Source organism: Burkholderia orbicola, from assembly GCF_900100915.1.
Taxonomy (GTDB): domain Bacteria; phylum Pseudomonadota; class Gammaproteobacteria; order Burkholderiales; family Burkholderiaceae; genus Burkholderia; species Burkholderia orbicola.
In genome coordinates this window covers 99,639-123,192 of record NZ_FNKW01000001.1, presented here as the reverse complement: position 1 = coordinate 123,192, position 23,554 = coordinate 99,639, and the positions used below count along the sequence as shown (strand labels likewise).

The window sequence follows — 23,554 nt, the reverse complement described above, 5'->3', positions numbered from 1 at the left end:
CCGCGCTAGCGCTCGGTCCCGGTGGGCGCCGCCGTTTCGGCGGGGCTCGTCAGCGCGGCGAGCACGCGCTTGTCGAACTGCCACGGAATCGGCGGTTCGGCTACCGCGCTGCGCACGTGAGCGACAAAGGCCTTGCGTGCGATCTCGCGGCCGCCGAGCGACGCTAGATGCGACGTATTCTGCTGGCAGTCTATCATCTCCAGCCCCTGCTCGCGAAGGTGCGCGATGAGCGCGGCCAGCGCGATTTTCGACGCATCGGTCACGTCCGCATACATCGACTCGCCGAAAAACATCCGGCCGAACGACACGCCGTACAGCCCGCCGACGCGGCGCCCGTCGTGCCACGTCTCGATGCTGTGCGCGTTGCCGGAGCGGTAGAGCGACGTATAGGCGTCGATGATCTCGGCGGTGATCCACGTGCCGCGCTGCCCGCGGCGCGGCGCCTGGGCGCATGCCCGCATCACGCCGGCAAAATCGTGATCGACGCGCACTTCCCATTCCGGCGCGCGCAGCACGCGCTTCAGCGTCTTGCGCAGCGACGGCGATACCTTGAATTCGGCCGGCACGAGGATCATGCGCGGGTCGGGGCTCCACCACAGCACCGGCTGGCCGTCCGAGTACCACGGGAAGATGCCGCGCAGGTAGGCGTCGATGAGCCGCGACGGCAGCAGGTCGGCGCTCGCGGCGAGCAGCCCGGGCGCCCCGGTCGCGGGACCGAGCGCGCGTTCGATGGACGGAAACGGATCGTCCGGGCCGAGCCAGGGAACCATGGGTGCGGGGCTCAGCCGTTGCGCAGCGAGCGGAAGATGTCGCCGGTGTGCACGCCGTAGTCGCCGGCGGCGCGATCCGCGAAGAAGAAGCGCAGGGTCTGGCTGACGGTCGGGAACGCGATCTCGTCCCACGGGATGTCGGCTTCGTCGAACAGTTTCACTTCGAGGCTTTCCTCGCCGGCTTCGAAACCCGGATCGGTGAGCCGCGCAAGATAGAACAGGTGGACCTGGTGCACGTGCGGCACGTTGAGCAGCGTGAACAGGTTCTGCACCTCGACGCGCGCGCCGGCTTCCTCGAGCGTTTCGCGCGCAGCGGCTTCCGCGGTCGTCTCGCCCATTTCCATGAAGCCCGCCGGCAGCGTCCAGAATCCGTAGCGCGGTTCGATCGCGCGGCGGCACAGCAGGATCTGGTCGCCCCAGACCGGCACCGTGCCGACGACGTTGCGCGGATTCTGATAGTGGATCGTGCCGCAGTGATCGCAGACGAAGCGCTCGCGGTTGTCGCCCGGAGGAATGCGCGCGAGGACTTCGTGACCGCAGACGGAGCAGAATTTCATGTCGAATGGAAGGGACGAGGTGATGCGAGTGTATCACCGGGCCGCGGCATTCTCGAACGCCTGCGCATGGGGCGGCGTGTCATGCGAAACGGTGGGTGCGCGGGTGGCGCGCGAGCGAAGAGGGCGCGGCGCCCGGACGCGTAAAAACAAAAAGCCCGGCACGAAGCCGGGCTTTTTGCGAAATTCTGGACGGTTGGTTGCGGGGGTAGGATTTGAACCTACGACCTTCGGGTTATGAGCCCGACGAGCTGCCAGACTGCTCCACCCCGCGTCCGTCGAAGAAATGAATTATATGGGCTAACCCGAATGCGTGCAAGTATTTTCTGACAATCGCATGACGAGCGCGGGTGGGGCCGGTACGGGAAGGCACGTGCGCTAGAATCGAGCGGTTTGTGTCGTCATCCCGGCAGCGGCCCTGCGCGATCGCATCGGCGCCGTTGCGACTCTCATTACTGCATCGACGGATTCATGGACATCGCTCACGATCTGCAATCGATCGGCGCGCAGGAACAGGCGCTCGTGTTTCCCCATTTCGACCCGGCCCGTGCGTGGGCGCTCGGCAACCGGATGCATGCGCTCGCGACGTCGCGCGGTCATGCGATCGCGATCGACATCGTCACGTTCGGCCAGCCGTTGTTCTATGCGGCGCTCGCGGGAGCCACGCCCGACAATGCCGACTGGGTGCGCCGCAAGCGCAACGTCGTCGCGCATTTTCGCCGTAGTTCGTATGCGATCGGCCTGCGCATGCAGCAGGCCGGCGCGACGCTCGCGGACAAGCACGGGCTGCCAGTCGCCGAGTATGCGTCGCACGGCGGCTCGTTTCCGCTGACCGTGGCCGGTGCCGGCGTGATCGGCTCGATCACCGCGTCCGGGTTGCCGCAGCGTGCGGATCACGAGTTCGTCGTCGAGGCGCTGTGTGCGGAGCTCGGTCACGACTACGCGGTACTGGCCCTCGCAAGGAGCTGAGCGATGCAACTGCCTGGTTACGCATGGCTCGCGATCGCGATCGTCGCGGAAGTGATCGGCACGTCCGCGCTGCGCGCGGCGGACGGCTTCACGCGCTTGGGGCCGTCGGTGCTCGTCGTCGCCGGTTACGGCGTCGCGTTCTACTGCCTGTCGCTCACGTTGCGCACGATGCCCGTCGGCATCATCTATGCAGTCTGGTCGGGCGCCGGCATCGTGCTGATCACGCTCGTCGCGATGCTGCTCTATCGCCAGGTGCCGGACGTGCCGGCGGTGATCGGCCTCGGGTTGATCATCGCGGGCGTCGTGGTGCTGAACCTGTTCTCGAAGATGCAGGCGCACTGAGCGTGCGACCGCCGTTTGCCGGATGACCTTCATGACCGATTCCCCTTCCGCCGCCGTGTCCGCCGAATCCACCCAGCCCGACGTGCGCGCGTATGTCGCGAACCGCATCGGCTTTCTCGAACTGAACCGGCCGAAGGCGCTGAATGCGCTGTCGGTCGGCATGATCCGGCTGATGCAGCAGGCGCTCGACGCGTGGCGCGACGATCCCGACGTCGTCGCGGTCGTGGTGCACAGCCCGCACCCGCGCGCATTCTGCGCGGGCGGCGACGTGCGCTTCTTCCACGACGCGTGGCAGCGCGGCGACCGCGATGCGGTCGACACGTTCTTCATCGAGGAGTACACGCTGAACCATGCGATCTTCACGTATCCGAAGCCGTACATCGCGCTGATGCACGGCGTCGTGATGGGCGGCGGCATGGGGATTTCGCAGGCGGCGCGGCATACGGGCGGCCTGCGCGTCGTGACCGACTCGACGAAGATGGCGATGCCCGAAACGCGCATCGGCCTGTTTCCGGACGTCGGGATGAGCTGGTTTCTCGCGCGCACGCCCGGCGCGATCGGCCGCTATCTCGCGGTGACCGGCGCGACGCTCGACGCGGCCGGCGCGCTGTACGCGCAACTCGCCGACGTCTATCTGCCCGATGCCGCGCTGCCGGCGCTGCTCGACACGCTACGTACCGCGCGCATCGACAGCGGTGCGCAGGCCGTCGGGTGCGTGACCGACGCGGCGGCCGCGCACAAGGTCGTGCCGACGCCGGACACGTCGGCGCTCGCCGACGCGCGCACCGGGATCGACCGGCATTTCGCGCAGCCCGACCTCAACGCGATCCTCGCGTCGCTCGACGCCGAGCCGGATTGCGCGGCGGTCGACGGGTGGATCGAGAAGGCGACCCACGCGATGCGCGAGCAGTTGTCGCCGCTGTCGATGGCTGTATCGCTCGAAGTCGTCGAACGCGCGCGCGGCGCGACGATGGCCGATTGCCTGCGGCGCGATCTCGATCTCACGCGCTCGACCTTCGCGCGCGGCGACGTGATCGAAGGCGTGCGCGCGCTGATCGTCGACAAGGATCACCAGCCGGTGTGGCGCTTCAAGTCGGCCGCCGACGTCGGGCGCGCCGACGTGCTCGCGATGTTCGACAGCCCGTGGACGCCCGATACGCATCCGCTGCGCGCGCTGAAGGACTGACGTCGATCAGGCTGATTCGCGCGGAAGGATCGATGCGCGGGGAAGAAACGAAAAGGCCGCGTGCACGATGCACGCGGCCTTTTTGATGGATGTCGGCCGGTCCGGGCCCGAAGGACGCGTCGCCCGCGCCGGCGTTATTCGTCGCCCGCGTCGTCCGACATGAACGCGCGCATGAACACGAGCGCGCCGAAGCCCCATACCGCGTTCGCCGCGAAGCCGGCCGCGAGCACGGGCATCATGTTGCCCGACGGCCAGATGCCGCGCAGCGGATCGATCGCGAACACGCGGGCGGCCGTCAGCACGATACCGCCGAACACGAGCGCGCCGATCCACGATGCTTCGCGTTCCGGCGACACGCGCAACAACCACGCCATCGGAATCGCGCAGCACGCGCTGATCAACGCATTCGCGACAAATTCAGGAATACCGAGCGGCGCGAACGGTTGTGTCGAGAAGCCGGTTGCGGCGATCAGATCGGCCGTGTGGAGGAGGGCGAGCGTGGCCTCGCGGAAGAACAGTGCGGCCAGGAAGCCGGACAGGAAGGGCAGGATGACTTTCTGCATCGATGAGTGCACCGCAGGCGCGCACGGCCGAAGCCGTATGCGCGGAGTTATTCGGATAGGTGCGCCATTATAGGGCCCGGCCGCGGCGATATTCGCTCCAGCGTCGTGCTAATCACGAAAGCGGAAAACCTAAGCTCAAAAAAATCGTTCCAAAGCCCTGTACCGATCCCTAGACTGTTTCCTCAGAAACAGCCGTGCGATCGCGTCCTCGTCCGCTGCACGGCCTGACCGGCGAGCCATCCCGATTCGAATGCACACCATGCATGCGTCGCTCCTCCGCGACGCGAGCAGGGCGACGTTTTTTTCAAATTTCGGCAGTGACAGTCAAGCAGGAGCAGCAGATGAATGTGTTCTGGTTTATTCCCACGCATGGCGACAGCCGCTATCTCGGCACGGCCGAAGGCGCGCGCGCCGCGGACTACGATTACTTCAAGCAGGTCGCCGTGGCGGCGGATACGCTCGGCTACGACGGCGTGCTGCTGCCGACCGGCCGTTCCTGCGAGGATGCGTGGGTCGTCGCATCGAGCCTCATTCCGGCGACGCAACGCCTGAAATTCCTGGTCGCCGTGCGTCCCGGCATCGCTTCGCCGGGGCTCGCCGCGCGGATGGCCGCGACCTTCGACCGTCTGTCGGGCGGCCGCCTGCTGATCAACGTCGTTACGGGCGGCGATGCGGCCGAGCTCGAAGGCGACGGCCTCTTCGCCGATCACGACACGCGCTACGAGATCACCGACGATTTCCTGAACATCTGGCGCGGACTGCTCGCCGCATCGCACGACAACGACGGGTTCGACTACATCGGCAAGCACCTGCAGTCGAAAGGCGGCAAGGCGCTTTATCCGCCCGTCCAGCATCCGCATCCGCCGCTGTGGTTCGGCGGCTCGTCGCCGGCCGCTCACGCGATCGCCGCCGATCACATCGATACCTATCTGACCTGGGGCGAGCCGCCCGAGGCCGTCGCGAAGAAGATCGCCGATATCCGCGCCCGTGCCGACGCGCGCGGCCGCAAGATCAAGTTCGGCATCCGCCTGCACGTGATCGTGCGCGAGACCGAGGACGAGGCATGGCGCGACGCCGATCGGCTGATCAGCCGGCTCGACGACGACACGATCGCGCGTGCGCAGAAAGCGTTCGCGAACATGGATTCGGAAGGCCAGCGCCGGATGGCCGCGCTGCACGGCGGCAAGCGCGGCGGCCGCGAGGCGCTCGAGGTCTATCCGAACCTGTGGGCCGGCGTGGGGCTCGTGCGCGGCGGCGCCGGCACGGCGCTCGTCGGCAATCCCGAGCAGGTCGCGGAACGGATGCGCGAATACGCGGATCTCGGCATCGAGACGTTCATCCTGTCCGGCTATCCGCACCTCGAGGAGTCGTATCGCTTCGCGGAACTCGTGTTCCCGCTGATCAAGGGCGAGGGCGTCAAGAAGGCGGCTGGTCCGCTGTCGGGGCCGTTCGGCGAGATCGTCGGCAACAACTATCTGCCGAAGACGAGCCAGAGCTGAGCGACGGAGGCTTGCGATGACAACGAAAACGTCGACGACGGGCGTCGCCGTGGCCGCCCGCGCGTGGCGCGGCGTCGCGCCGTGGCTCGTGCCGCTCGCGTTGCTGGTGGTGTGGGAAGTCGGTGCGCGCACCGGCTGGCTGTCGACCCGCGTGCTGCCCGAGCCGGTGGCGGTCGTGCGCGCCGCCTGGTCGCTCGTGACGTCGGGCGAAATGTGGGCGAACGTGAAAGTGAGCACGTGGCGCGCGCTGTTCGGCTTCGCGATCGGCGGTGGCGTCGGCCTTGCGCTGGGGCTTGCGACCGGGCTGTCGAAGGCCGCCGAGGTCGCGCTCGACTCGACGATCCAGATGATCCGCAACATCCCGGCGCTCGCGATGATCCCGCTCGTGATCCTGTGGTTCGGCATCGACGAGAAGGCGAAGCTGTTCCTCGTCGCGCTCGGCGTGTTCTTCCCCGTCTACATCAACACGTATCACGGGATTCGCTCGGTCGACGCGAACCTGATCGAGATGGCGAAGAGCTACGGCGTGCGCGGCTTCGCGCTGTACCGCGACGTGATCCTGCCCGGCGCATTGCCGTCGATCCTCGTCGGCGTGCGTTTCGCGCTCGGCCTGATGTGGGTGATGCTGATCGTCGCGGAAACGATCTCCGCGCAGTCGGGCATCGGCTACATGACGATGAACGCGCGTGAATTCCTGCAAACCGACGTGGTGGTGGTCGGCATCCTGCTGTACGCGGTGCTCGGCAAGCTGGCCGATGTGCTGGCGAAATGGATCGAGCGCGTGACGCTGCGCTGGCACCCCGCCTATCAATCAGGAGCAAAGGCATGAATGCGACGACTTCGGCGGCCGCCTACGGCCCGCTCGCCGGCGCAGACCTCGAGGCCGAACTGGCGCAGGCCCGCGTCGCGGACAGCGATGCGCGTGACGCGGCGATCCTCGAACATGATGGCAGCGCATCGGTCGTACCGCTCGCGCGGCGGCGCGCGGGCGGTACGGCACCCGACGACGCGGTCACGCTGTCGGGCGTCAGCAAGCGCTTCGGCGCGCGCACGGTGCTCGACAACGTCGAGCTCGGCATCGCGCGCGGCAGCTTCGTCGCGATCGTCGGCCGCAGCGGCTGCGGGAAATCGACGCTGCTGCGTCTCGTCGCGGGGCTGGAGCAGCCGAGCAGCGGCGCGCTCGTGACGCGCGGCGAGGGCGGCGGCGTGCTCGATACACGGATCATGTACCAGGATGCGCGCCTGCTGCCGTGGAAGACCGTGCTGCAGAACGTGATGCTGGGTCTCGGCCGCGGTGCGCGCGACCAGGCCCGCGCGGTGCTCGACGAAGTCGGGCTGCTGGAACGCGCGAACGACTGGCCCGCGCAACTGTCGGGCGGCCAGCGGCAGCGTGTCGCACTGGCCCGCGCGCTCGTGCACCGGCCGCAACTGCTGCTGCTCGACGAGCCGCTCGGCGCGCTGGATGCGCTCACCCGCATCGAGATGCATGCGCTGATCGAGCGCCTGTGGCGCGAGCATCGGTTCACTGCGCTGCTCGTCACGCACGACGTGCAGGAGGCCGTCGCGCTCGGCGACCGCATCCTGCTGATCGAGCAGGGGCGCGTGGCGCTCGACCAGGCGGTGCCGCTCGACCGGCCGCGTGCCCGCGCGTCGGCCGCATTCGCGGCGCTGGAGGATCGCGTGCTGAAACGCGTGCTCGCCGGCGGCCCCGGCGCGGCCGATCACGACGCCGAGCATGAAGCAGACAAGGTTCGACCGGTCGGGCAGATCCGCTGGGCCGTTTAATTCCGGGCGGCTCCGGCCGCCCGTTCTGAGACTTTTTTCTTCGGAGCGATCATCCCGATGAGCATCACTGCAATCAACGTACGAAACCAGTTCAAGGGCAAGGTCAAGGAGATCATTCGCGGGTCCGTGGTCTCCGAAGTCGACGTCGAGACGCCGTTCGGCATCGTCACGTCGGTGATCACCACCCGTTCGGTGGACGAACTTGAACTGAAGGTCGGCGCCGAAGTCGTCGCGCTCGTGAAGTCCACGGAAGTCTCGATCGCGCGTCTCTGAGCGCGCGGGTCGCGCCCCCGTGCGGCGTCGGCGGGCAGTGTGCCCGGCGGCGCCGCATTGCATTCGCGCAGCGCGTTTGCCTCGGTATTCGGCTTCCGGACGAAGTGCTAGGATGGAACGACACCGATGCCGGAGGCCAACGCATGACCCCCATCCTTTCCCCCGAAGCCATCGAGGCGCTGAAATGGATCGACCAGTTCGGCGACAGCCGGCCGGTTCCCGCCGCATTCGACGACGTCGTCTACGCGTTGCTGAATGACGGGCTGATCTATCAGGCGGCGGCCGACCGGGTCGACCTGACGGCCGATGGCCGGTCATTTTTGTCCGACGAATACGATTGAGCGCGCGGCGCCGGCCGCGCAGGCGGCCGGGCGCGGCGTCGCCACGGAGCGTGCGATGGAACCGAGAGGCAGCGACCTCGGCGATTTCAGCGAGCCGTACCGCGGCTTCGAGATCGAGGTGAAGACCGAGCAGGTCTGGGACGGCGAGCATGCGCACTATCGCGTGCTGCAGGGCGATGCCGTGCGGATCGACTGGCGGCTGGTCAAGGTCGACGGGATGCTGCTCACCGAACGGCGCGTGATCGAGCGGGTGTTCGACGCGGCGCGCCGGGCGGTCGATGTGGAACTGGACGGCCGGTAGCGCGCGGGTCGGGCGGGTATGGCCGGTATTGCGGTAAAATAGCCGGTTGTTTCCGTGCCGCCTGGCCTGTACCCGAATTCCATGTCCGTTCCGTCCTCGCTTCCCCCTCGCCGTGTATCGGTCGCGCCAATGCTCGACTGGACGGACCGCCATTGCCGTTCGTTCCACCGCACGCTGACGCGCAATACGTGGCTGTATACGGAGATGATCACGACGGGTGCGCTGCTGTTCGGCGATGCCCAGCGGCATCTCGCGTTCACGCCGAGCGAATCGCCAGTCGCGCTGCAACTGGGCGGCAGCGAGCGGGACGACCTCGCGCGCGCGGCGAAACTCGGCGAGCAGTGGGGCTACGACGAAATCAACCTGAATTGCGGGTGTCCGTCCGAGCGCGTGCAGCGCGGCGCGTTCGGTGCGTGCCTGATGAACGAGCCGCAGCTCGTCGCCGACTGTGTGCGGGCGATGCGCGATGCGGTGTCGGTGCCGGTGACGGTCAAGCATCGGATCGGTGTCGATGCGGTCGAGGATTACGCGTTCGTGCGCGACTTCGTCGGCACGGTGGCCGAGGCTGGTTGCGAAACGTTCGTCGTGCATGCCCGCAACGCGATCCTGAAGGGCCTGTCGCCGAAGGAGAACCGCGAGATCCCGCCGCTCAAGTATGACTATGCGTATCGGTTGAAGCGCGATTTTCCATCGCTGGAGATCGTGATCAACGGCGGTATCACGACGCTCGACGAAGTCGCGCAGCATCTCGAGCACGTCGACGGCGTGATGCTCGGGCGCGAGGCGTATCACAACCCGTACGTGCTGGCGGAGGTCGATGCGCGCTTCTACGGGTCGACCGCAGCGGTGCCGACGCGCGAAGAGGCCGAAGCGCAACTGATCGAATACTGCGCGGCTGAACTGAAGCGCGGCACCTACCTCGGCGCGATCGTGCGGCATGCACTCGGGCTGTATCGCGGCATGCCGGGTGCGCGCGGCTGGCGTCGCGTGCTGTCCGACAACAAGAAGCTCGCACGCGGCGAGCTGGCCGTGTTCGACGAGGCTCGCGCGCATCTGAGCGAAGCCGAAGAAATTTTTGAAAAAAAGGCTTTGCAAGATTCAAAAGTGTTCGTATAATCTTGTTCTTCGCTGCTGAAACAAAACAGCGAAACGAAGCAAGCAGTATCAGTGGTGGCTGTAGCTCAGTTGGTAGAGTCCAGGATTGTGATTCCTGTCGTCGTGGGTTCGAGTCCCATCAGCCACCCCAAAGAATTCTAAGCGGTATCAAGTCGTTAGAAACGGCACTGTTCGAAAAGACAGTGCCGTTTTTGTTTTGGAACTTCACAAAATGGAATTTAAAGCGCCTCGCGCTTCACGATTTTGTTGCGATCGTAGACACGTGCGGTGGTTGCCGGATTCGCGTGAAGGTCCGGCAATGTGCCGCTCTCACGCTTGAATTGCGTTGCGTAGTATGCGCGCAGGTCATGGAAGGTGAATCGGCTCGCGATTACCTTCGCTTCAATCGCCTCGTTCATCAACCTCCCCCAGAATCTTTTGAATCCGTCGTGCGTGTAGTGCGCGTCCCGAACTTCGTCGTGAAGACGTAGAGGCACTCTTTATCGCCTCGCACGGCCGCCGGTCGGTCGAGCTGTTCAGTGAGCGGCATGCAGATCACCTCGCGCCAGTGCCGCGCGTGGCCGGGTGCCGCAAGCGTGGCGAACCCGGTGAACGCTCATTCTAGGATGCGGGCGCCGCCGCGCCGCTCGATCCCGCGCATCGCGTCCCGCGTGGCCGCGACGGCTGCGAGATTGTCCGCGATCCGCGCGGACTGGTCTATCGCCATCACGCGGGGTGATCCTTCTGAATTCGACGACCCACAGGAGCGGGTTCGTGTCCCCCCGCCGTGGCCGGCTTCGGCGTTGATGCTGCCCCAGAGCGACGCGAACGAGTCGCGCGCCCGAGCTGCGGGGAAGTGGCGGCTGCCGTCGACGCTGAAGCCGTCGGATGTCCGCTCAATTCCTTCGGAGATCGCATTTACGTCGCTGATCGATTGAAGGCGCTCCACGCACACGCCAGGCACTTCGAACAGCGTGCGCGCGGGCGGTGCTCGGCATGAAGATCGACGGGCGACGCCACCACGCCGGCAGCACACCGTCGCGTTTGGCGTTTGGCACCGCGCCGTCGAAGCGGTACTCGCGGCCGGTTTCGAACGTTTCGATCGCGGCAAGTGCAACTTGTGCCGTCAGCGCATCAGCGTGGCTCTTATCGGTGGTCATGGTGATCTTCAGGAAATCGGTGGACGCACCTATTTTTCACAGTGCGACGTAGCAGAAAGCTCGCTAATGGAGCTTCGATGCTCGGGGGTAAATGGATTAAAGACCTGCCTTTCTTAGCAATTACCTTACGGAATTCCTCAAATCAGAAAGGCACATCCTTGTGCTATTCTGCCGCTGCAACAAACTGTAACGATCACGAATCCAACATGGATTTATCTAAAACCATTACCTAGGGGTTGCTATGAGGTTTGTTACGTCGTTGATTGTTTGCTTGGTAGCTTTAATGCCGATACTTTCGAGCGCGAAGATCCTTGGCTCAAATGAAACATTGTCGGCTGGAAATGTTGTCTACTCGGATAACGGCCAGTATCACCTTGCGATGCAAACGGACGGGAACTTGGTCGTCTATGGACCGACGGGCGCAGTATGGCAATCGCAGACATCGGGATCTGGCGGCAACAGGGCGGTAATGCAGGGCGACGGAAATCTTGTCATTTATCGTGCCGACAACACGGCTGCATGGTCGTCCAAAACGGCGCATCCGGGCGCGTTCCTCGCAGTGCAGGATGACGGGAACGTGGTGATCTACTGGCCCCGTCCGGCCTGGGCAAGTAATACCAGTGATCCCGCGACCCAACAATCGGCCGAGAGCAAATATCTCGCTTCGGGCTCCACGATGTCGGCTGGTCAAACTGTCACTGTCGCCCAATACATGCTCGTGTTTCAGGCGGACGGCAACCTCGTTCTTTACAAGAATGGCGGTAATCCGATTTGGTCGACTGGCACTCAGGGAAAAGGTGCTACGTATGCTGTTATGCAGAGCGACGGAAATTTTGTAATTTATGCAGGATCGACGGCTCTTTGGTCGACTAAGACTAACGGAGCCAATGGAGCGCAACTCGTTTTACAATCGGATGGCAACCTGGTGATTTACGCGCCGACAGCGGCATGGAGTACAAAGTTTGGCCTGGTTACGGCTCCGACATCGACGTCGACATCGAATAACGGGCCGGGCAGCGGTATCTGTGTCGGTGTTTGCCCGCCGCACCCCCTCAACGGAAATCCTTTTTCGCCCGTCGGCGTTGGTACAACCGGCCTCGGGTTCCCGACACCGGGTTATCCGGGTGCCGCCTTCTGACTTTGCTGACCAAACCCTTCAGTCGACCTGACTGAGAGCGGAACAAAAGTGCCGTCAGAGTTCGTTAATGGTTGCCTCGGGCGAGGCGTAATTTCGAACTCGTCTCATTGCCGCCGCCGGCATCCAGCTCGCCAATGCTTTCGGCGGCCGGGACAACCCCTGTAAAGGTACTGTCCATTCCCGGTCGCTGAGCTGTTGCTCCGCTCGCCTGTACGGAAGCGGGGCCTTATCTTGGCTAAGGTTCTCGGCGGGCGTGCCGTTATCTGCTGAGGCAGTCCTCGTGCCTCGATTGCTGTTCCGTTTTTTTTGCCCGCTCGCGTTCCACGTACACGGGTTTTTTTCGTTTCGGGTGCTCATGATTCGAATCGCAGCTGATAAGGATGCCTGTGGGCGATAGGGCATCTAATATATAAACAATGGTTATAATTGTTGTAAATCATAAAAGAAAGTTTTGTAATAATTTCACTTAATTGGCTTCGCTGTAATATTCTTTTAAGTGTGGTAATCTCGCTATGCGTCTGGCTCGATGCAAATAAAGCGAAACATACATTTACGAGAGGAAATCAGTGAAAAAGGGGATTGTTGTATTTTTCGGAATGCTAATGCTGTATATGTCATCGGCAATTGCAACGGTGATTCCTTCTGGGGCCACCCTAAATCTAGGTGCGCAGGTTTGTTCTGAAAATGGCCAGTACTGCCTCGACATGCAAGCGTCCGATGGCAACCTGGTGTTGTATGGTCCGAGCGGCGTAGTCTGGTCCGCACAGGTTGCGGGGAAGGGTGTTACGCGAGCAGTCGTGCAGCCGGACGGAAATTTCGTTCTGTACACTTCAGCCAATGTACCTGTGCTCTATTTCAATACCCAGCACCCGGGTGCATATCTGAATGTTCAAAATGACGGCAATCTCGCTCTTTATTGGGATCGTCCGGTATGGCAAAGTCATACCAGCGATACCGGTTCTATTCAGACAAATCAGGGACGTATACTACACACCAATAACAGAATCCTCGTCGGCACGAGCTACACGGTCGGTCAGTATTTCTTGATTTTGCAAGCTGATGGTAATTTCGTTCTTTACAAGAACGGGGGTGCAATTTGGAATTCAGGAACCCCGGGCAGAGGTGTTACTGCAGCTTGGATGCAGAACGATGGGAATTTCACGCTGACCAACGACGCGGGCACTGCGATTTGGCAAACGAACACGGAAGTGAATTCCAATAATTACTTTGCGTTCCAGCCTGACGGAAACCTTGTTGTCTATGCGCCGACTGTAAGCTGGGATCGTCTTGCTCACTTCAATCACCCGGACTATCTTGATCACGGTGGTGGCAACTACTGCTTTGCTTGTACGGCGAAGCCAATCTCAATTCCGTTCTAAGGATCTGCTATTCGTACGTTGAGCCGATGGCGTGAAGATAAAGGTCCTCCGAGCGAGGGCCTTCTCGTATTGAAGCGTGGCAGCCCAAAAGAACAGGTGTGAGCCTGGGTGGTCATGCGAAAAGGTCACCCTGCTCCTTCCGCTCGACTCCGCAAGGTGGGTGGCAGAAATGGACGTCAGTCCCGATCTAATGCGCATGCGCGGCGCACAGGTGCCGATCGCAAGTCTTACCCGGCTTCGTCTGGAAATCGCAGTGGAAGCCACTCAGCACGTTGCAGCCATCGACCGAGCAGCGATGCTCGTGCTTGCGACCTCGCGTGCAGATGATTCCGGACATGCGGCCGGGAAGGCGAAAGGGGTGCAGGGCATCAGGTGCCTCCGTCTTAGAAGGTCTGCGGTACGACGGTCAGTGCGGTGGCGATAGGGCGCATCGAGACCGGTGTCGATGAAAGCTGCAACGTTTCGCCGGATTCAACGAGCAGCAGCGTGGTGCCCATTGCCTCGGCTATCTCCTGCGCGGCGTCGGGCGGCACGACGTTGCCGATACGCTCGCGCCATGCCTGGTCGGGCACCCCGTCGAGCTCGAGGTACTCCTCCGGCTCGACAAGCGATTGCAGTACCGCCAGCTCGAGCGTGGTGAACGGCCGGCGCCACGTACTATCGAGTGCGCGTATCACGGCGCCGGTCTTCTCGTTCGCAGCGAGCAACCGTCTATACCTGATCGACCTGGTGCGCGGGAAGTGGAAGGCGCCGCAACTGAAGCGGCACGGAATCGACTTCTGAACAAGCACAACGCGATCGGCGCCGGCGTCCTTGGTGCGCCGATGCTTCGCCAGATGAAGGTCGAGGATACGCGGAACCGTCGACTAGGTAGGGCATCAGCCAATGCGACGTACGCATATCCCGGCTGAAGTGGTTGTATAGCCGGCCAACCTCAATTTGAGATGAGGGTTATTGCTATATGGCGGTGCGTCGACATGAAAATCGAGCGCGTGTGCGTGTGGTGCCGGCGCGAACGTCTCAACCTCGTATCCTCGGTCGCGCAATCGCGTGACGAGTTCTTCCATATCGCGTTTTCGATAAATCACGGTCCCACCTTCGCGGGAAGTGTCGTCGTTCGACGAAAGATTGTATTCCGTCGTGTGAACCGCAACCCCACCGGGCTTCAGTGTGTCCATGCTGTTGATGACGAACTGCAGTCCGGCCTCCAGATTGCCAAGGTGCTCGAAGCAGCAGGACGACCAGTTGAAATCAAAATCGCGGAGCGACGGGGCAATGGCGTTCATGTCGCAATACTGATGCGTCACTGACCGATCGAAGATTTTATCGGCCACAATGGCCGGGAACCGTAGCTCGTCGAGAGCACTGCTATGTTGTCCGGTTTGGGACCATCCGCTAGATTGTCCGATTTCCGGCGGCGCATCAGTGGCGACGATCGAGCATCCCAGCTTCGCGAAAAGCGCCGGCAACCGCTCCTGACCCACGCCGAAACCAAGTCCGCGCCTGCCTGGTTTGAGCATGCCTAGCCGATTCAGATGATGGATGATGTATGTCCATTCCCAAAATTTTCGCTGGTACATCGGAGGGAGGCCGAGCATCGCGCAAATTCGGGCATGCTCCGGGTGAAGCATATCGGCTGCGCTGCACGTCGAATACTGCATGAACGGCGCTTGATCGTCGAAGACCGGGTCGGATGGAACGAAGATTCGTTGCCCGATCGCATGGGCAATGCGCTTGTCCAGATCGAAATGTTCGCTTTCGCACCCGCGCTCGAGGTACAGGGATTCGACCATTTTTTGTAGGCCAACGATCACCTGCTTAAGCCGTTCAATTTCTGCCCGGTCACGTTCGATACGTCCATCGATCGCGGCATTGATACGGAACTGCATCCGCTTCCAGATCGGCCTGCCGATTACCTTCAACGCCGCCTTCACCATTCCGGTCTCCATCGATGTGGTGCGGGGATGTTGACGATCTTACGTTAAGTAAGAACTATCAACAATCGACCGTCGCTATGATGGTCCTTCATTTTCGGGAGATGAATGACCGGCCGCGCACCGGCACGCGCGCATCGAGGAGCGATTGCGCGCCGAAGCGCGACCCTTTTCGAAGCTGAAATTCGACAGGTGCGCGTCCGGCCGTCACAATCGCGCGAAGTGCCGTTTTTCGTGTTCGATGCATACTGTGCGGGCATCGACGTCAGAGCGTTGGAAGTGCTCGCGATCATCGCTCATGGCCTGCTCGAATACACGTTCGTCCTCGACATTTCACTTCCACGCTGATTGCCCCCCATGAAGAGCATCCGTATCTGTTTGTTCGCTGCGCTCGTTTCGACGACCGCATTGCCCTCACATGCCCAGTTGGCGACTGGTCAATCGCAGTCGACTTCTCAGCCCGGTGCGAAGCTTTCCTCGACAACCTCCAATGCGACGCCCGCCGTTGCATCGTTCGGCAATCAACTTACCTGGCTTAACTCGTTGATCCCCTGTACCACAGCCTGCGCCCAAACGTGGTCGCAATCGGCTGGGGGCGGAATGGGTTTGCTGGGGGCAACGCGCACCTCGGATAATTCGTTGACCGGGTCGATGGCTGCTCAGGGCGTTGCCGGCTATGCGATCAATGACAATACGAAACACGTTCAGACCGCCTACGCCACCTATTCCGAAGTGCGGAGAAAGCCGGGGGCCGGGACGACGCAAGGTCATGAAATCGACGTCGTTAATCAGGGTTCCGTAGTCGGCGTTGATCCGTACAACATGTTCCGGATTGGCATTACGCCGGGGCTTTGGCTGTCATCGGGGCGTCCGGATGTGAAGACCGGTGCAGCCAACGCGAGCACTGCCGTCGGAATCGTAAACAACAACACTGCTTTCGAAAACGGGATCGTGTTTCACAGTAATGCCTTGAACGCGACGACCGGCGAAGGTAACGCAATCGCGCTGCCACGAAAAGATGCTGTCGTATGGTTCGGTAGCGCAGGGAACAAGGTTGCGGCAATTCGAAGCGATGCGACGACTGCGTCACTTCGTGCGATATTTGCGAATGGCCTTCTTGCGCTACAGAATCTCTCCGGTGTTAACGAGCACACGTTTTCGGATGCCGGGAACTATTCCGCAAAGGGAAATATTTCAGCCGCCGGGACGGGCTCAATGCCGCTGTATAGCACAACCGGAAACGGCATGAATGCTCCGCACATGGTGCAAGGGTCGGTCGCGTTGGCGTCCGGTCATGCTACGGTCAAGCTCACGGGTTTGGCTGTCTACACGTCCGCGTCGAGTTATACATGCACGGCCAACGACACGACGGAGGCAAACGCAGTAAAGGTCAGTCAAGATTCCGGGACTTCGATTACTTTCGCGGGAACCGGCACGAACAGGGTTCAGTTTCTCTGTGCGGGCAATTGATCTGGATGTTTCGAGCGTTAGGTCCCGGTGGCTTCTTTGCGTGCCTCCATCGCCGCCGCTGGCTGTATAACGGCCCTGCCGCAGAAGCAGTCGGATCCCGCCGTGAACTACAGGGGACGGGCCACTCAGGTATCGATCCGCCTGTCTGCATTTTTGCGAGGGAGGAACGGATGGCTGTCGAGATTGGATGGAACATCACGCTGGGTCTTTATGGATCATGCTGCTGTGTTGCCCCCTAAGGTTCCCGCCCGCCGTGCCGTTATCTTGCCTGGACAGCCCTCGTGCCTCGAATGCTGATCCGTTTTCTTGCCTGCTCGTGCAAAACGCGGGCAGGCTTTTTTCGTTTACGCCCGTTCATAACAGATTGATTGGCGGAATCGAACAGAGGTTTGGCACAAACCGACAAAGCGCAACAGTCTTACATGCGTGTAATGTGTGACCTTCCTCGTGCCCTCATGCTTTGCAGGGCCGTTCAATCCCGACGACCGGAGAAGGTGTCGGGATTTTTTTTGCCCGCGCGGCGATCTCCCGACGACGAGCTCCTGCGAAATGCATCTTGCAAAGCAAGATATATTTTGCGACGACACATGTCGACCAAGAAAATCTGCAGAAGGAGTTGCAACCGATGCAGGACACCCGGACCACACTGCGCGCGGCCACGCCACACGACGCGAACCACATCGCTCGCCTGCACACGCTGAGCTGGCAAACCGCCTATAGCCATATCCTTCCGGCCAGCTATCTGTCCGACGAGGTGCCGACGGAGCACGCGGTCCGGTGGCGCAAATACTTCGATAGAAACGCGAACGAGTGGGGCCTCGTGCTGATTGCCGAGTCGAATGGCGAGCCGGTCGGCTTCGTCAGCGCCGAACGCCCCGTCGATCCGGCGCTTGGTGTGTTGCTCGACTGCCTGCATGTTCATCCTTCGCATCACGGCGGCGGCACGGGCAAGCGCATGATCGAAGCCGTTCGCGCATGGGCCCGGTCGATCGGCGTGGACAAGGTCCATCTGCAGGTACTGGAGGGCAATGTGCGTGCGATCGGGTTCTACGAACACAACGGCTGGCAATTGGCCGGTGTCGAAACCAGCCGCATCGGCCAGACGGAAGTCACCGACCGGATTTACGCGATCCGGGCTTGAACGCTCGCCGGTTCGATACGAGCGACGGCAAGCGAGTGCGCCTGCGCCTGGCCGCAATGGAAGCGCCAGGTGAAAGCCGCCCGAACTTTGCCGTCACTCGCCGCAATACCGCACAAGCAAATCGGCTTCGGTCTCGTGGATTTCGACGGGCAAGATCGTGGCACCGGCATGCGCGAGATAGCGCGCGCGATGCTGGCCGTTACGGAACGATGCGACGCCGATTTTCGACAGGCCGGGAATGCCGAGCAATGTCCGCGTTCTCGTCTCGCGAAACGTGATGAACGGCATGTCCGGAATCCGCTCCCGGTTCGGATCGAGGAATTCGCGAATGCCCGCGGCCTTTCCAGGCGCCCAGTACTGAACCGACGGCAGCACATAGTCGGTGGTGTCGCGGTCGGCGCAGGCCAGCAGCTTCTTCAGGTCGATCGTCACGACCCGATGTCGAGAGTCGTCGGACGAGAATACCCGCTTGAGGTGCGTGTAGGCATAGGGCGCGTGCCCGGGAAGCTGGACGATCCAGACATCTACGCCGCTTTGTCGTGCGTGAGCGAGCGTCATGATTTCCTCTGGTGGCGCAAGCGGTCTTTGTGATTCGAGTTTAGCAGCGCGATGACGGCTGCGGAGCAGGTCGATACCGGAAACAGGAAAACGGAGCGGCTGACGGCGACATCGAAAGGGTGGAAAAAGGATGAGAGCGGTCATACGTCGACCGTTCACATCGACAATTCGCGAGAATATCGCGATAACGCCAGCGAGAATGGCGTCCCGAGTGAAATTCACGCAAGATTCACACAGTGTCGCGAAGCGCGTCAGGCGCCGGGTATCATAAAAATTGAGAGGGCGGATTGAGCGGAGAAACCATGTCGTCGAAACTCGAGATCGAATATCTCGATTACCGTTTCACCGCGACGCTCGAAATCACGGAGTCCGGTCGTACCGTCGTTGTCGACAGGCAGCTCGAATCCGAGACGCGAAGCAAGACGCTCGCGTGGATCGTGTTCGATCGGTTTCTGGCGCGCAATGATTTCGCCGGTGAAGAAGACGCACGCGCCAATATCGTCACGTGGCCGGAGCAGCTTGCTGATCCGAGGCCCGTCGCATCGACCGGGATTGCGAAGGCGAGCGCGATGGTGACCGGGACGGTGGCGACAGATTCGTCGACAGCCGGAATCATCAGCAATCTCGATTGGATCGCTTTGGTTGCCGACTGGTTTTGCAGTGGCTCGTCGTAGCGAGGAATGCGCGTTTTCGTGACGCAGATCATTGTGGGCGCGAAATTCTGCACAAAAAACGGAGTGGAAATCGCCTAGTGTGAAAAAATAGAATAATCCTGCTTTGACAATACCCGCAACTTACCGGAAACTGCGCCCGGGCCTGAAAATTCCACTTGAATTAATACAAAATAAAACGCCAGAAATGAAAAAAGAACGCTGTCGATGGCTGTCGCAATGACGACTGCCGCCGGCCTGACAGGTTGTACTGCGATGCGGTCCGAAGACGGCGGATACGAAGAAACTCGCGACCGGTTCCTCGTCAACGAGACCGACAGGCAACGCGTTGGGCTTGAATCATGACGATATGCGCCGGGACGCGAGCCTGCCGGTTGCCGTCACGTTGTCACTAAAGGGTGAGTTGCCGCACAGACCGTCGCGCGACCCGCGATCACAATTTGACCGGTTGACCGTTCTTCCCCGGCCCGGTCAACCATTTCCCCGCTCGCTCGCGCAGGAGCGGGGGCTTTTTGCCCCCCGACGCCGGAAGGTTGCGTCGGCGGAACCGGACAGGCGTTCGGCGGGCTGCGCAACGGCACTCGTTCGCACCCCGACATCCGTTCGCCCGATCCGTACGAATTGCTTTCCTCGTGCCTGAGCGAACCCTCAGGCCCATCGCCGGTTGTTGCCGGCGATGCCTTGATCCCGGCGGCGCGTAACAACGCTGCCGGGATGTTTTTTGCGTCGCATGCGTGACGTCACGTCACGCGCAACGGGCACCACACTCCGCTCAACCTGCCTGTTCGACACTGGTTTCCCATCCGTCGTAGTTCCCGCCGAGCGCGCGTACTTCGCGACTGAGCGCGACCGTATGGCGCGTGATGTCGGCGAGCGCGAGCGTGCCTTCGTGCGAAAACCGCACCGCCGACTTGCCGTCTTCGGTCGGCGCGACCGATTCGACCGGATAGCCTTTCGCTTCGGCCCAGTCCGCGAACTGGTGCGCGTCGCTCGGGTCGGGGAAGTATGCCCAGTGCATCACGCGCCGGCTCACGTCCGGTGCGTCGCCTTGCTGCCGCAGCGCATCCAGCGTGCGCATGTCGCGCATGATCTGCCAGTCGTCGTCGGTCGGGTAGAGCGTCTGCCAGTATGTCGTCTTGTCCGGATCGTCCTGGTGGGCATACTGCAGCGCGTAGGTCGTCTGGTCGGCCAGCGAGTCGACGATTTCCGCGGCTGCCTCTTCGTCGAACGGCACGTAGAAAAGAAAATCCCGGTTGCCGTCGACGGTGATGCGGCCGACCTGCACGCCGCCTTTCGCGATGATCGCGGCGTCGAGCAGATCCTCGATCTTCGCGAGATCGGCGAATTCGTCGCCGGTCGGCAGCCCTTCAGGCGACGGATGCGCAAAGGGGACCCGCACGCTGAGCAGCGACGTGCGCGGATCGCCTTCGGCGATTTCCGCGAAGCCGTGGTTGAAGCTGATGAAAGCCTGATGGTCGCCCATTCTGGCAGGGAAGGTTCCCCAGGCGTCGCTCATGTGTTTCTCCCGTACACGATTGTCTGTTGACGGTTGCAAAGCGTCCCAATGTATCATCGAAAATCGCGTTGGCCGAAGCAGCGCACGCGATCGCAGGCCGTGCGCGCCGCGCGGGCGAGATCCGGGTTGGTCGCAGCGCGCCGCGCGCCGCATGCATGCGGCCGGCCGCAAAAATTCAAGGGAGATGCCGATGTCGACGTTTGCGGTGAATGGTGTCCGAATCGATCCGCTCAGCGCGCGCGTGACGCACGTGCGCTGGGCGGCCGTGAACCCGGCCGATCGCTCGTGGGCGGCGACGCCCCGCGAGGCCCCGGTGGCGGACGTGGCGCGCGCGCTCGCGTCCGGTAACGATGTCCGCGCGATCTTCTCGGCGTCGGACACCACCGCAATCGGCCCCAGGCTGAAACGCGTGCTGTATCGCGATGCGTCCGAAGGCATCGAGCTCGACATCGATGCAACGAGTGAGTCGCGCACGTTGCGCGATCTGCCGCAGATCTGACTGCGGGCCGTTACTCAAAACGAATCGCGCGAGCGTACCCATGACCCTCTCCAGATTCGCCATCGCCCCGCGGGCATTCGCGCTCTGTCTGGCGCTCGGCGCTTGCCAGACCGCGTCCGGGCCATCGCCCGTGCAACCGTCCCCCGAGACCGCGTCGGCGACCGTTCCCGCCTCGTCGCCGCCGGCCGCGCCGATTCGCGGCATGGGCGTCGCGCCCCGTCTGGCAGGACAGAGCCACTGGGCCATCGGGCAATGCACGACCAACGGTACCGTCAAGGTATGCAATTGACCGACGTCGGCGCAATGGCGCGTGATTCGCGACATCGGGATTGGCATCCCGACATCGTGCCCGCATTGAGGAACCGACGGCCGTCGACACGAGCCCGCGTGAAATGAACGACGCACACGAAATGACGGATTCCGGCTGGCACGTCGATCCGGTCGCGGGAACGGTCACCGGTTCGTTGCCGGTCACGCTGGCAGTCGACAGCCGGAGCCTGAAAAGCAGGGCGGCCGTGTGTGCAGGGCTCGCCGCGGCGACCTTGTGTGGTTATGTGGCCGCCCCGACGCTCTGGCCGGTAGCGGCGTTGGCCGTGTTGCTGGCGCTGGCCAGTGCCGCGTTGTTCGTCTCGTCGCGGCGCAAGCTCGCGTTGCAGGTCGACGAGACGGGCTTCCGGCTGATCGGCTCCGCGCGCGAAAAACCCGTCACGCCGTGGCGTGACGTCACTGAATTCCGGATCGTCAGCGTTGCCGGAAATCGTTACATCGGCTATCAGTTCTCCGCCCATTCGTCGCGCACGAAGGTGCCGGGCGGCGTGATGCTGCCGATCGCGCGATTTGCCGATCTTCCGCTCGACACGGTGGCCGCGTTGCTGGAGGCCTGCCGCCGTCAATTCGGCCAGCCGGGCGAACCGGCCGACCGAACGGGCCGATGACGCCCGATGCGGCGTCCTGCGCCCCCATCAGTCAGGCGAACAAAAAAATCCTGGGCACCGTGTCGATTTCCGTCGGCGTCGTCCGTCGTAGCATCGGAGGCGTGCGCATCGCGCGTCCGTCCCGATTTTCGATACGACAACCGACTGAAGGAGCGACACCATGCCCACGTCCGTCAAGCCGATCCCGGAAGGGATGCGCACGCTGACCCCACATCTGATCTGTGCGGGTGCAACCGCGGCCATCGATTTCTACAAGCGCGCATTCAATGCGACCGAACAGTTTCGCCTCGCGATGCCCGACGGCCGGCTCGCGCATGCGTGTCTTGCGATTGGCGATTCGACGCTGATGCTGGTGGACGAAATGCCGGAGCACGGTGCGCTGGGGCCGAAGGCGCTGAAAGGCACGCCCGTCTGCCTGCATCTGTACGTGCCGGACACCGATGCGGCGATCGCGAAGGCGGTTGAAGCCGGCGCGACGGTCACGATTCCGGCCGCCGACATGTTCTGGGGCGACCGTTACGGGCAGGTCGAGGATCCGTTCGGGCATCGCTGGTCGCTGGCGACGCATCAGCGCGACCTGACGCCCGAGCAGATCGCGGACGCAATGGCGAGCGCGCCGCCCTGCGGCAGTTGAACCGGCGCCGTCGCACGACCGCGGCCGGGCGGCAGCGCGGCGGTTTAATCGAACCGGCGCCGTCGCACGACCGCGGCCGGGCGGCAGCGCGGCGGTTTAATCCGGCGCGCCGGCCTGGCTCGTCCGCGGGCCGGGCGCCGGCCGTCCTGCCGCGCGGCTTGTGTTCGTCCATCCGGCGATCGGCCGATGTCAGCCGGTCGGTGACGGTGCGATGGCGTGCGGGATCATCGGCAACGTGCCCGACCGAGCCGCGTCGTCGGCCGGTTTCGGTGCGATTGGCGTGAGCCTTGTCTCTTGTCCCGTCGGCCAGGTTGGTCATGGTTCGTACGTCGAACAGTGTTGCGCATGGCTCGATGCGTCGCCTCGCTGCACGTCCCGCCGCGGCGGTGATCGGGTGCGTGAGCGTCGGTGAAGATGCGGTAAGAAAGAAGCGGTAAGAAGCGGGTGTCATCGGCCCGTGTTTCGTCTCGATGCGGAATCGGGCAGCCGATACCTCAAGGTGCGCGTCGCCATGCCGTAAAACAGGACGAGTCCAATCGTTCATCGCATCCCATCGCACCATGGTTCGAATTCTTTACGCGGGTTATCTCGCGTTTGCGCTGTATTTCCTTTACCCGTTGGTGCACGACACGCTGACATTCAGTACCGATTGCGTGCGCAGTGTGCTGCCGATGGGCGCCCCCGGGCTGTCGACGAATGCGGCAAGCAGTACGGACGGGCACGCGAACCGCTGTGTGCCGAGCCCGCATGCCGGCATCGCGACCGGGCGGGGTGCCTGACATCCATTGAATGCGGCGGTGTTGCGCGTGACGGGCGCTTCGTAACGCGGCATGCTGGCCAT

At 62.7% G+C, this 23,554-nt stretch carries 30 protein-coding genes and 2 tRNA genes; 22 read left to right on the top strand and 10 right to left on the bottom strand.

All coding sequences use genetic code 11. The features are described 5' to 3' along the window. Nucleotides 1-5: 5 nt before the first annotated feature. The 3 genes from aat to BLS50_RS00515 all read right to left on the bottom strand — a co-directional run bounded on the left by aat (nt 6) and on the right by BLS50_RS00515 (nt 1,598). The gene (gene aat / locus BLS50_RS00525; RefSeq protein WP_006476112.1) at nt 6-770 is read right to left on the bottom strand and encodes a leucyl/phenylalanyl-tRNA--protein transferase; all 765 of its coding nucleotides are present in this window, start codon (nt 768-770) and stop codon (nt 6-8) included. Nucleotides 771-781: 11 nt separating this feature from the next. After that, on the bottom strand, nt 782-1,327 hold the full coding sequence (locus BLS50_RS00520; protein ID WP_006476111.1) for an NUDIX hydrolase: 546 nt from the start codon (nt 1,325-1,327) through the stop codon (nt 782-784). A 194-nt stretch (nt 1,328-1,521) separates the two neighbouring features. Further along, a tRNA-Met gene (locus BLS50_RS00515) sits at nt 1,522-1,598 on the bottom strand. A 197-nt stretch (nt 1,599-1,795) separates the two neighbouring features. Between BLS50_RS00515 and BLS50_RS00510 the strand changes: the two genes are divergently transcribed. From BLS50_RS00510 to BLS50_RS00500, 3 genes are read left to right on the top strand one after another with little or no spacing between them, the layout of a single operon-like run. Further along, a complete protein-coding gene (locus BLS50_RS00510) occupies nt 1,796-2,293 on the top strand; it encodes a heme-degrading domain-containing protein (RefSeq protein WP_006476110.1) in 498 nt (165 codons plus the stop codon). 9 nt (nt 2,294-2,302) lie between these two features. After that, a complete protein-coding gene (locus tag BLS50_RS00505) occupies nt 2,303-2,635 on the top strand; it encodes a DMT family transporter (protein ID WP_372237126.1) in 333 nt (110 codons plus the stop codon). A 31-nt stretch (nt 2,636-2,666) separates the two neighbouring features. Then, complete coding sequence (locus BLS50_RS00500; RefSeq protein WP_074802735.1) at nt 2,667-3,821, top strand: enoyl-CoA hydratase/isomerase family protein; 1,155 nt, start codon at nt 2,667-2,669, stop codon at nt 3,819-3,821. Between the two features lie 134 nt (nt 3,822-3,955). Here BLS50_RS00500 and BLS50_RS00495 read toward each other — a convergent pair whose 3' ends face one another. Continuing rightward, nucleotides 3,956-4,384, bottom strand: coding sequence for a hypothetical protein (locus BLS50_RS00495; protein WP_006484223.1), 429 nt, complete (start codon nt 4,382-4,384; stop codon nt 3,956-3,958). A 341-nt stretch (nt 4,385-4,725) separates the two neighbouring features. Here BLS50_RS00495 and ssuD point away from each other — a divergent pair, with 341 nt between their 5' ends. From ssuD to BLS50_RS00455, 8 genes are all read left to right on the top strand, one after another. Then, entirely contained in the window at nt 4,726-5,883 is a 1,158-nt protein-coding gene (ssuD, locus tag BLS50_RS00490) for an FMNH2-dependent alkanesulfonate monooxygenase (RefSeq protein WP_011545310.1), read from the top strand. 16 nt (nt 5,884-5,899) lie between these two features. Continuing rightward, complete coding sequence (gene ssuC / locus BLS50_RS00485; protein WP_011545311.1) at nt 5,900-6,712, top strand: aliphatic sulfonate ABC transporter permease SsuC; 813 nt, start codon at nt 5,900-5,902, stop codon at nt 6,710-6,712. After that, nucleotides 6,709-7,668 carry an ATP-binding cassette domain-containing protein gene (locus tag BLS50_RS00480; protein ID WP_074799956.1) on the top strand — a complete coding sequence of 320 codons (960 nt, stop codon included), beginning with the start codon at nt 6,709-6,711 and terminating at the stop codon, nt 7,666-7,668. The genes ssuC and BLS50_RS00480 overlap by 4 nt, the downstream gene beginning before the upstream one ends. 57 nt (nt 7,669-7,725) lie before the next feature. Next, nucleotides 7,726-7,941: a TOBE domain-containing protein gene (locus BLS50_RS00475; protein WP_006476104.1), complete on the top strand. Its 216-nt coding sequence runs from the start codon at nt 7,726-7,728 to the stop codon at nt 7,939-7,941. A 143-nt stretch (nt 7,942-8,084) separates the two neighbouring features. Further along, nucleotides 8,085-8,282 (top strand): hypothetical protein, encoded by a 198-nt coding sequence (locus BLS50_RS00470; protein WP_011545313.1) that lies wholly within the window; start codon nt 8,085-8,087, stop codon nt 8,280-8,282. 55 nt (nt 8,283-8,337) lie between these two features. Beyond that, complete coding sequence (locus BLS50_RS00465) at nt 8,338-8,583, top strand: hypothetical protein (protein ID WP_074799953.1); 246 nt, start codon at nt 8,338-8,340, stop codon at nt 8,581-8,583. Between the two features lie 129 nt (nt 8,584-8,712). Then, a complete protein-coding gene (dusA, locus tag BLS50_RS00460) occupies nt 8,713-9,699 on the top strand; it encodes a tRNA dihydrouridine(20/20a) synthase DusA (protein ID WP_249191844.1) in 987 nt (328 codons plus the stop codon). Between the two features lie 54 nt (nt 9,700-9,753). Further along, nucleotides 9,754-9,829: transfer RNA gene (locus tag BLS50_RS00455), tRNA-His, on the top strand. 88 nt (nt 9,830-9,917) lie between these two features. On the opposite strand, the gene BLS50_RS00450 is transcribed toward BLS50_RS00455, so the two are convergent. Together BLS50_RS00450 and BLS50_RS36215 are read right to left on the bottom strand one after the other, a co-directional pair. Further along, entirely contained in the window at nt 9,918-10,097 is a 180-nt protein-coding gene (locus BLS50_RS00450) for a site-specific integrase (protein ID WP_226292181.1), read from the bottom strand. Between the two features lie 477 nt (nt 10,098-10,574). Beyond that, nucleotides 10,575-10,838, bottom strand: coding sequence for a hypothetical protein (locus BLS50_RS36215; RefSeq protein ID WP_249191833.1), 264 nt, complete (start codon nt 10,836-10,838; stop codon nt 10,575-10,577). 241 nt (nt 10,839-11,079) lie between these two features. Here BLS50_RS36215 and BLS50_RS00440 point away from each other — a divergent pair, with 241 nt between their 5' ends. Together BLS50_RS00440 and BLS50_RS00435 are read left to right on the top strand one after the other, a co-directional pair. After that, complete coding sequence (locus BLS50_RS00440; RefSeq protein WP_011545318.1) at nt 11,080-11,976, top strand: curculin (mannose-binding) lectin; 897 nt, start codon at nt 11,080-11,082, stop codon at nt 11,974-11,976. Between the two features lie 566 nt (nt 11,977-12,542). Further along, nucleotides 12,543-13,355 carry a curculin (mannose-binding) lectin gene (locus tag BLS50_RS00435; RefSeq protein ID WP_011545319.1) on the top strand — a complete coding sequence of 271 codons (813 nt, stop codon included), beginning with the start codon at nt 12,543-12,545 and terminating at the stop codon, nt 13,353-13,355. A 383-nt stretch (nt 13,356-13,738) separates the two neighbouring features. Here the strand turns inward: BLS50_RS00435 and BLS50_RS00430 are convergent, their stop codons facing one another. After that, entirely contained in the window at nt 13,739-14,062 is a 324-nt protein-coding gene (locus BLS50_RS00430; RefSeq protein WP_011545320.1) for a DNA methyltransferase, read from the bottom strand. Nucleotides 14,063-14,233: 171 nt separating this feature from the next. Then, nucleotides 14,234-15,292 carry a methyltransferase domain-containing protein gene (locus tag BLS50_RS00425; RefSeq protein WP_011694275.1) on the bottom strand — a complete coding sequence of 353 codons (1,059 nt, stop codon included), beginning with the start codon at nt 15,290-15,292 and terminating at the stop codon, nt 14,234-14,236. A gap of 105 nt (nt 15,293-15,397) precedes the next feature. On the opposite strand from BLS50_RS00425, the gene BLS50_RS35070 reads away from it, so the two are divergent. From BLS50_RS35070 to BLS50_RS00415, 3 genes are all read left to right on the top strand, one after another. Then, complete coding sequence (locus tag BLS50_RS35070; RefSeq protein WP_012328417.1) at nt 15,398-15,637, top strand: hypothetical protein; 240 nt, start codon at nt 15,398-15,400, stop codon at nt 15,635-15,637. Nucleotides 15,638-15,646: 9 nt separating this feature from the next. Then, nucleotides 15,647-16,759 (top strand): hypothetical protein, encoded by a 1,113-nt coding sequence (locus tag BLS50_RS00420; RefSeq protein WP_249191832.1) that lies wholly within the window; start codon nt 15,647-15,649, stop codon nt 16,757-16,759. A 625-nt stretch (nt 16,760-17,384) separates the two neighbouring features. Beyond that, the gene (locus BLS50_RS00415; protein ID WP_074799945.1) at nt 17,385-17,900 is read left to right on the top strand and encodes a GNAT family N-acetyltransferase; all 516 of its coding nucleotides are present in this window, start codon (nt 17,385-17,387) and stop codon (nt 17,898-17,900) included. 93 nt (nt 17,901-17,993) lie between these two features. Here BLS50_RS00415 and BLS50_RS00410 read toward each other — a convergent pair whose 3' ends face one another. After that, entirely contained in the window at nt 17,994-18,458 is a 465-nt protein-coding gene (locus BLS50_RS00410) for a plasmid fertility inhibition factor family protein (RefSeq protein WP_027807372.1), read from the bottom strand. A 302-nt stretch (nt 18,459-18,760) separates the two neighbouring features. Between BLS50_RS00410 and BLS50_RS00405 the strand changes: the two genes are divergently transcribed. Next, on the top strand, nt 18,761-19,132 hold the full coding sequence (locus BLS50_RS00405; RefSeq protein WP_074799942.1) for a hypothetical protein: 372 nt from the start codon (nt 18,761-18,763) through the stop codon (nt 19,130-19,132). A gap of 769 nt (nt 19,133-19,901) precedes the next feature. Here the strand turns inward: BLS50_RS00405 and BLS50_RS00400 are convergent. Continuing rightward, entirely contained in the window at nt 19,902-20,645 is a 744-nt protein-coding gene (locus BLS50_RS00400) for a DUF695 domain-containing protein (protein ID WP_011545326.1), read from the bottom strand. A gap of 190 nt (nt 20,646-20,835) precedes the next feature. Between BLS50_RS00400 and BLS50_RS00395 the strand changes: the two genes are divergently transcribed. From BLS50_RS00395 to BLS50_RS00375, 5 genes are all read left to right on the top strand, one after another. Continuing rightward, complete coding sequence (locus BLS50_RS00395; protein ID WP_011545327.1) at nt 20,836-21,144, top strand: hypothetical protein; 309 nt, start codon at nt 20,836-20,838, stop codon at nt 21,142-21,144. Between the two features lie 40 nt (nt 21,145-21,184). Beyond that, on the top strand, nt 21,185-21,433 hold the full coding sequence (locus tag BLS50_RS36500) for a hypothetical protein (RefSeq protein WP_074799939.1): 249 nt from the start codon (nt 21,185-21,187) through the stop codon (nt 21,431-21,433). A gap of 103 nt (nt 21,434-21,536) precedes the next feature. Then, nucleotides 21,537-22,079, top strand: coding sequence for an aspartyl-tRNA synthetase (locus tag BLS50_RS00385; protein ID WP_074799935.1), 543 nt, complete (start codon nt 21,537-21,539; stop codon nt 22,077-22,079). A gap of 160 nt (nt 22,080-22,239) precedes the next feature. Next, complete coding sequence (locus tag BLS50_RS00380; RefSeq protein WP_012328424.1) at nt 22,240-22,713, top strand: VOC family protein; 474 nt, start codon at nt 22,240-22,242, stop codon at nt 22,711-22,713. A gap of 560 nt (nt 22,714-23,273) precedes the next feature. Continuing rightward, nucleotides 23,274-23,492 (top strand): hypothetical protein, encoded by a 219-nt coding sequence (locus BLS50_RS00375; protein WP_074799933.1) that lies wholly within the window; start codon nt 23,274-23,276, stop codon nt 23,490-23,492. Nucleotides 23,493-23,554: the final 62 nt, after the last annotated feature.

Coding starts and splice junctions, on each gene's coding strand:
- aat (WP_006476112.1), bottom strand. CDS start 770: ATGGTTCCCTGGCTCGGCCCGGACGATCCGTTTCCGTCCATCGAACGC.
- BLS50_RS00520 (WP_006476111.1), bottom strand. CDS start 1,327: ATGAAATTCTGCTCCGTCTGCGGTCACGAAGTCCTCGCGCGCATTCCT.
- BLS50_RS00510 (WP_006476110.1), top strand. CDS start 1,796: ATGGACATCGCTCACGATCTGCAATCGATCGGCGCGCAGGAACAGGCG.
- BLS50_RS00500 (WP_074802735.1), top strand. CDS start 2,667: ATGACCGATTCCCCTTCCGCCGCCGTGTCCGCCGAATCCACCCAGCCC.
- BLS50_RS00495 (WP_006484223.1), bottom strand. CDS start 4,384: ATGCAGAAAGTCATCCTGCCCTTCCTGTCCGGCTTCCTGGCCGCACTG.
- ssuD (WP_011545310.1), top strand. CDS start 4,726: ATGAATGTGTTCTGGTTTATTCCCACGCATGGCGACAGCCGCTATCTC.
- ssuC (WP_011545311.1), top strand. CDS start 5,900: ATGACAACGAAAACGTCGACGACGGGCGTCGCCGTGGCCGCCCGCGCG.
- BLS50_RS00480 (WP_074799956.1), top strand. CDS start 6,709: ATGAATGCGACGACTTCGGCGGCCGCCTACGGCCCGCTCGCCGGCGCA.
- BLS50_RS00475 (WP_006476104.1), top strand. CDS start 7,726: ATGAGCATCACTGCAATCAACGTACGAAACCAGTTCAAGGGCAAGGTC.
- BLS50_RS00470 (WP_011545313.1), top strand. CDS start 8,085: ATGACCCCCATCCTTTCCCCCGAAGCCATCGAGGCGCTGAAATGGATC.
- BLS50_RS00465 (WP_074799953.1), top strand. CDS start 8,338: ATGGAACCGAGAGGCAGCGACCTCGGCGATTTCAGCGAGCCGTACCGC.
- dusA (WP_249191844.1), top strand. CDS start 8,713: ATGCTCGACTGGACGGACCGCCATTGCCGTTCGTTCCACCGCACGCTG.
- BLS50_RS00450 (WP_226292181.1), bottom strand. CDS start 10,097: ATGAACGAGGCGATTGAAGCGAAGGTAATCGCGAGCCGATTCACCTTC.
- BLS50_RS36215 (WP_249191833.1), bottom strand. CDS start 10,838: ATGACCACCGATAAGAGCCACGCTGATGCGCTGACGGCACAAGTTGCA.
- BLS50_RS00440 (WP_011545318.1), top strand. CDS start 11,080: ATGAGGTTTGTTACGTCGTTGATTGTTTGCTTGGTAGCTTTAATGCCG.
- BLS50_RS00425 (WP_011694275.1), bottom strand. CDS start 15,292: ATGGTGAAGGCGGCGTTGAAGGTAATCGGCAGGCCGATCTGGAAGCGG.
- BLS50_RS35070 (WP_012328417.1), top strand. CDS start 15,398: ATGACCGGCCGCGCACCGGCACGCGCGCATCGAGGAGCGATTGCGCGC.
- BLS50_RS00420 (WP_249191832.1), top strand. CDS start 15,647: ATGAAGAGCATCCGTATCTGTTTGTTCGCTGCGCTCGTTTCGACGACC.
- BLS50_RS00415 (WP_074799945.1), top strand. CDS start 17,385: ATGCAGGACACCCGGACCACACTGCGCGCGGCCACGCCACACGACGCG.
- BLS50_RS00410 (WP_027807372.1), bottom strand. CDS start 18,458: ATGACGCTCGCTCACGCACGACAAAGCGGCGTAGATGTCTGGATCGTC.
- BLS50_RS00405 (WP_074799942.1), top strand. CDS start 18,761: ATGTCGTCGAAACTCGAGATCGAATATCTCGATTACCGTTTCACCGCG.
- BLS50_RS00400 (WP_011545326.1), bottom strand. CDS start 20,645: ATGAGCGACGCCTGGGGAACCTTCCCTGCCAGAATGGGCGACCATCAG.
- BLS50_RS00395 (WP_011545327.1), top strand. CDS start 20,836: ATGTCGACGTTTGCGGTGAATGGTGTCCGAATCGATCCGCTCAGCGCG.
- BLS50_RS36500 (WP_074799939.1), top strand. CDS start 21,185: ATGACCCTCTCCAGATTCGCCATCGCCCCGCGGGCATTCGCGCTCTGT.
- BLS50_RS00385 (WP_074799935.1), top strand. CDS start 21,537: ATGAACGACGCACACGAAATGACGGATTCCGGCTGGCACGTCGATCCG.
- BLS50_RS00380 (WP_012328424.1), top strand. CDS start 22,240: ATGCCCACGTCCGTCAAGCCGATCCCGGAAGGGATGCGCACGCTGACC.
- BLS50_RS00375 (WP_074799933.1), top strand. CDS start 23,274: ATGGTTCGAATTCTTTACGCGGGTTATCTCGCGTTTGCGCTGTATTTC.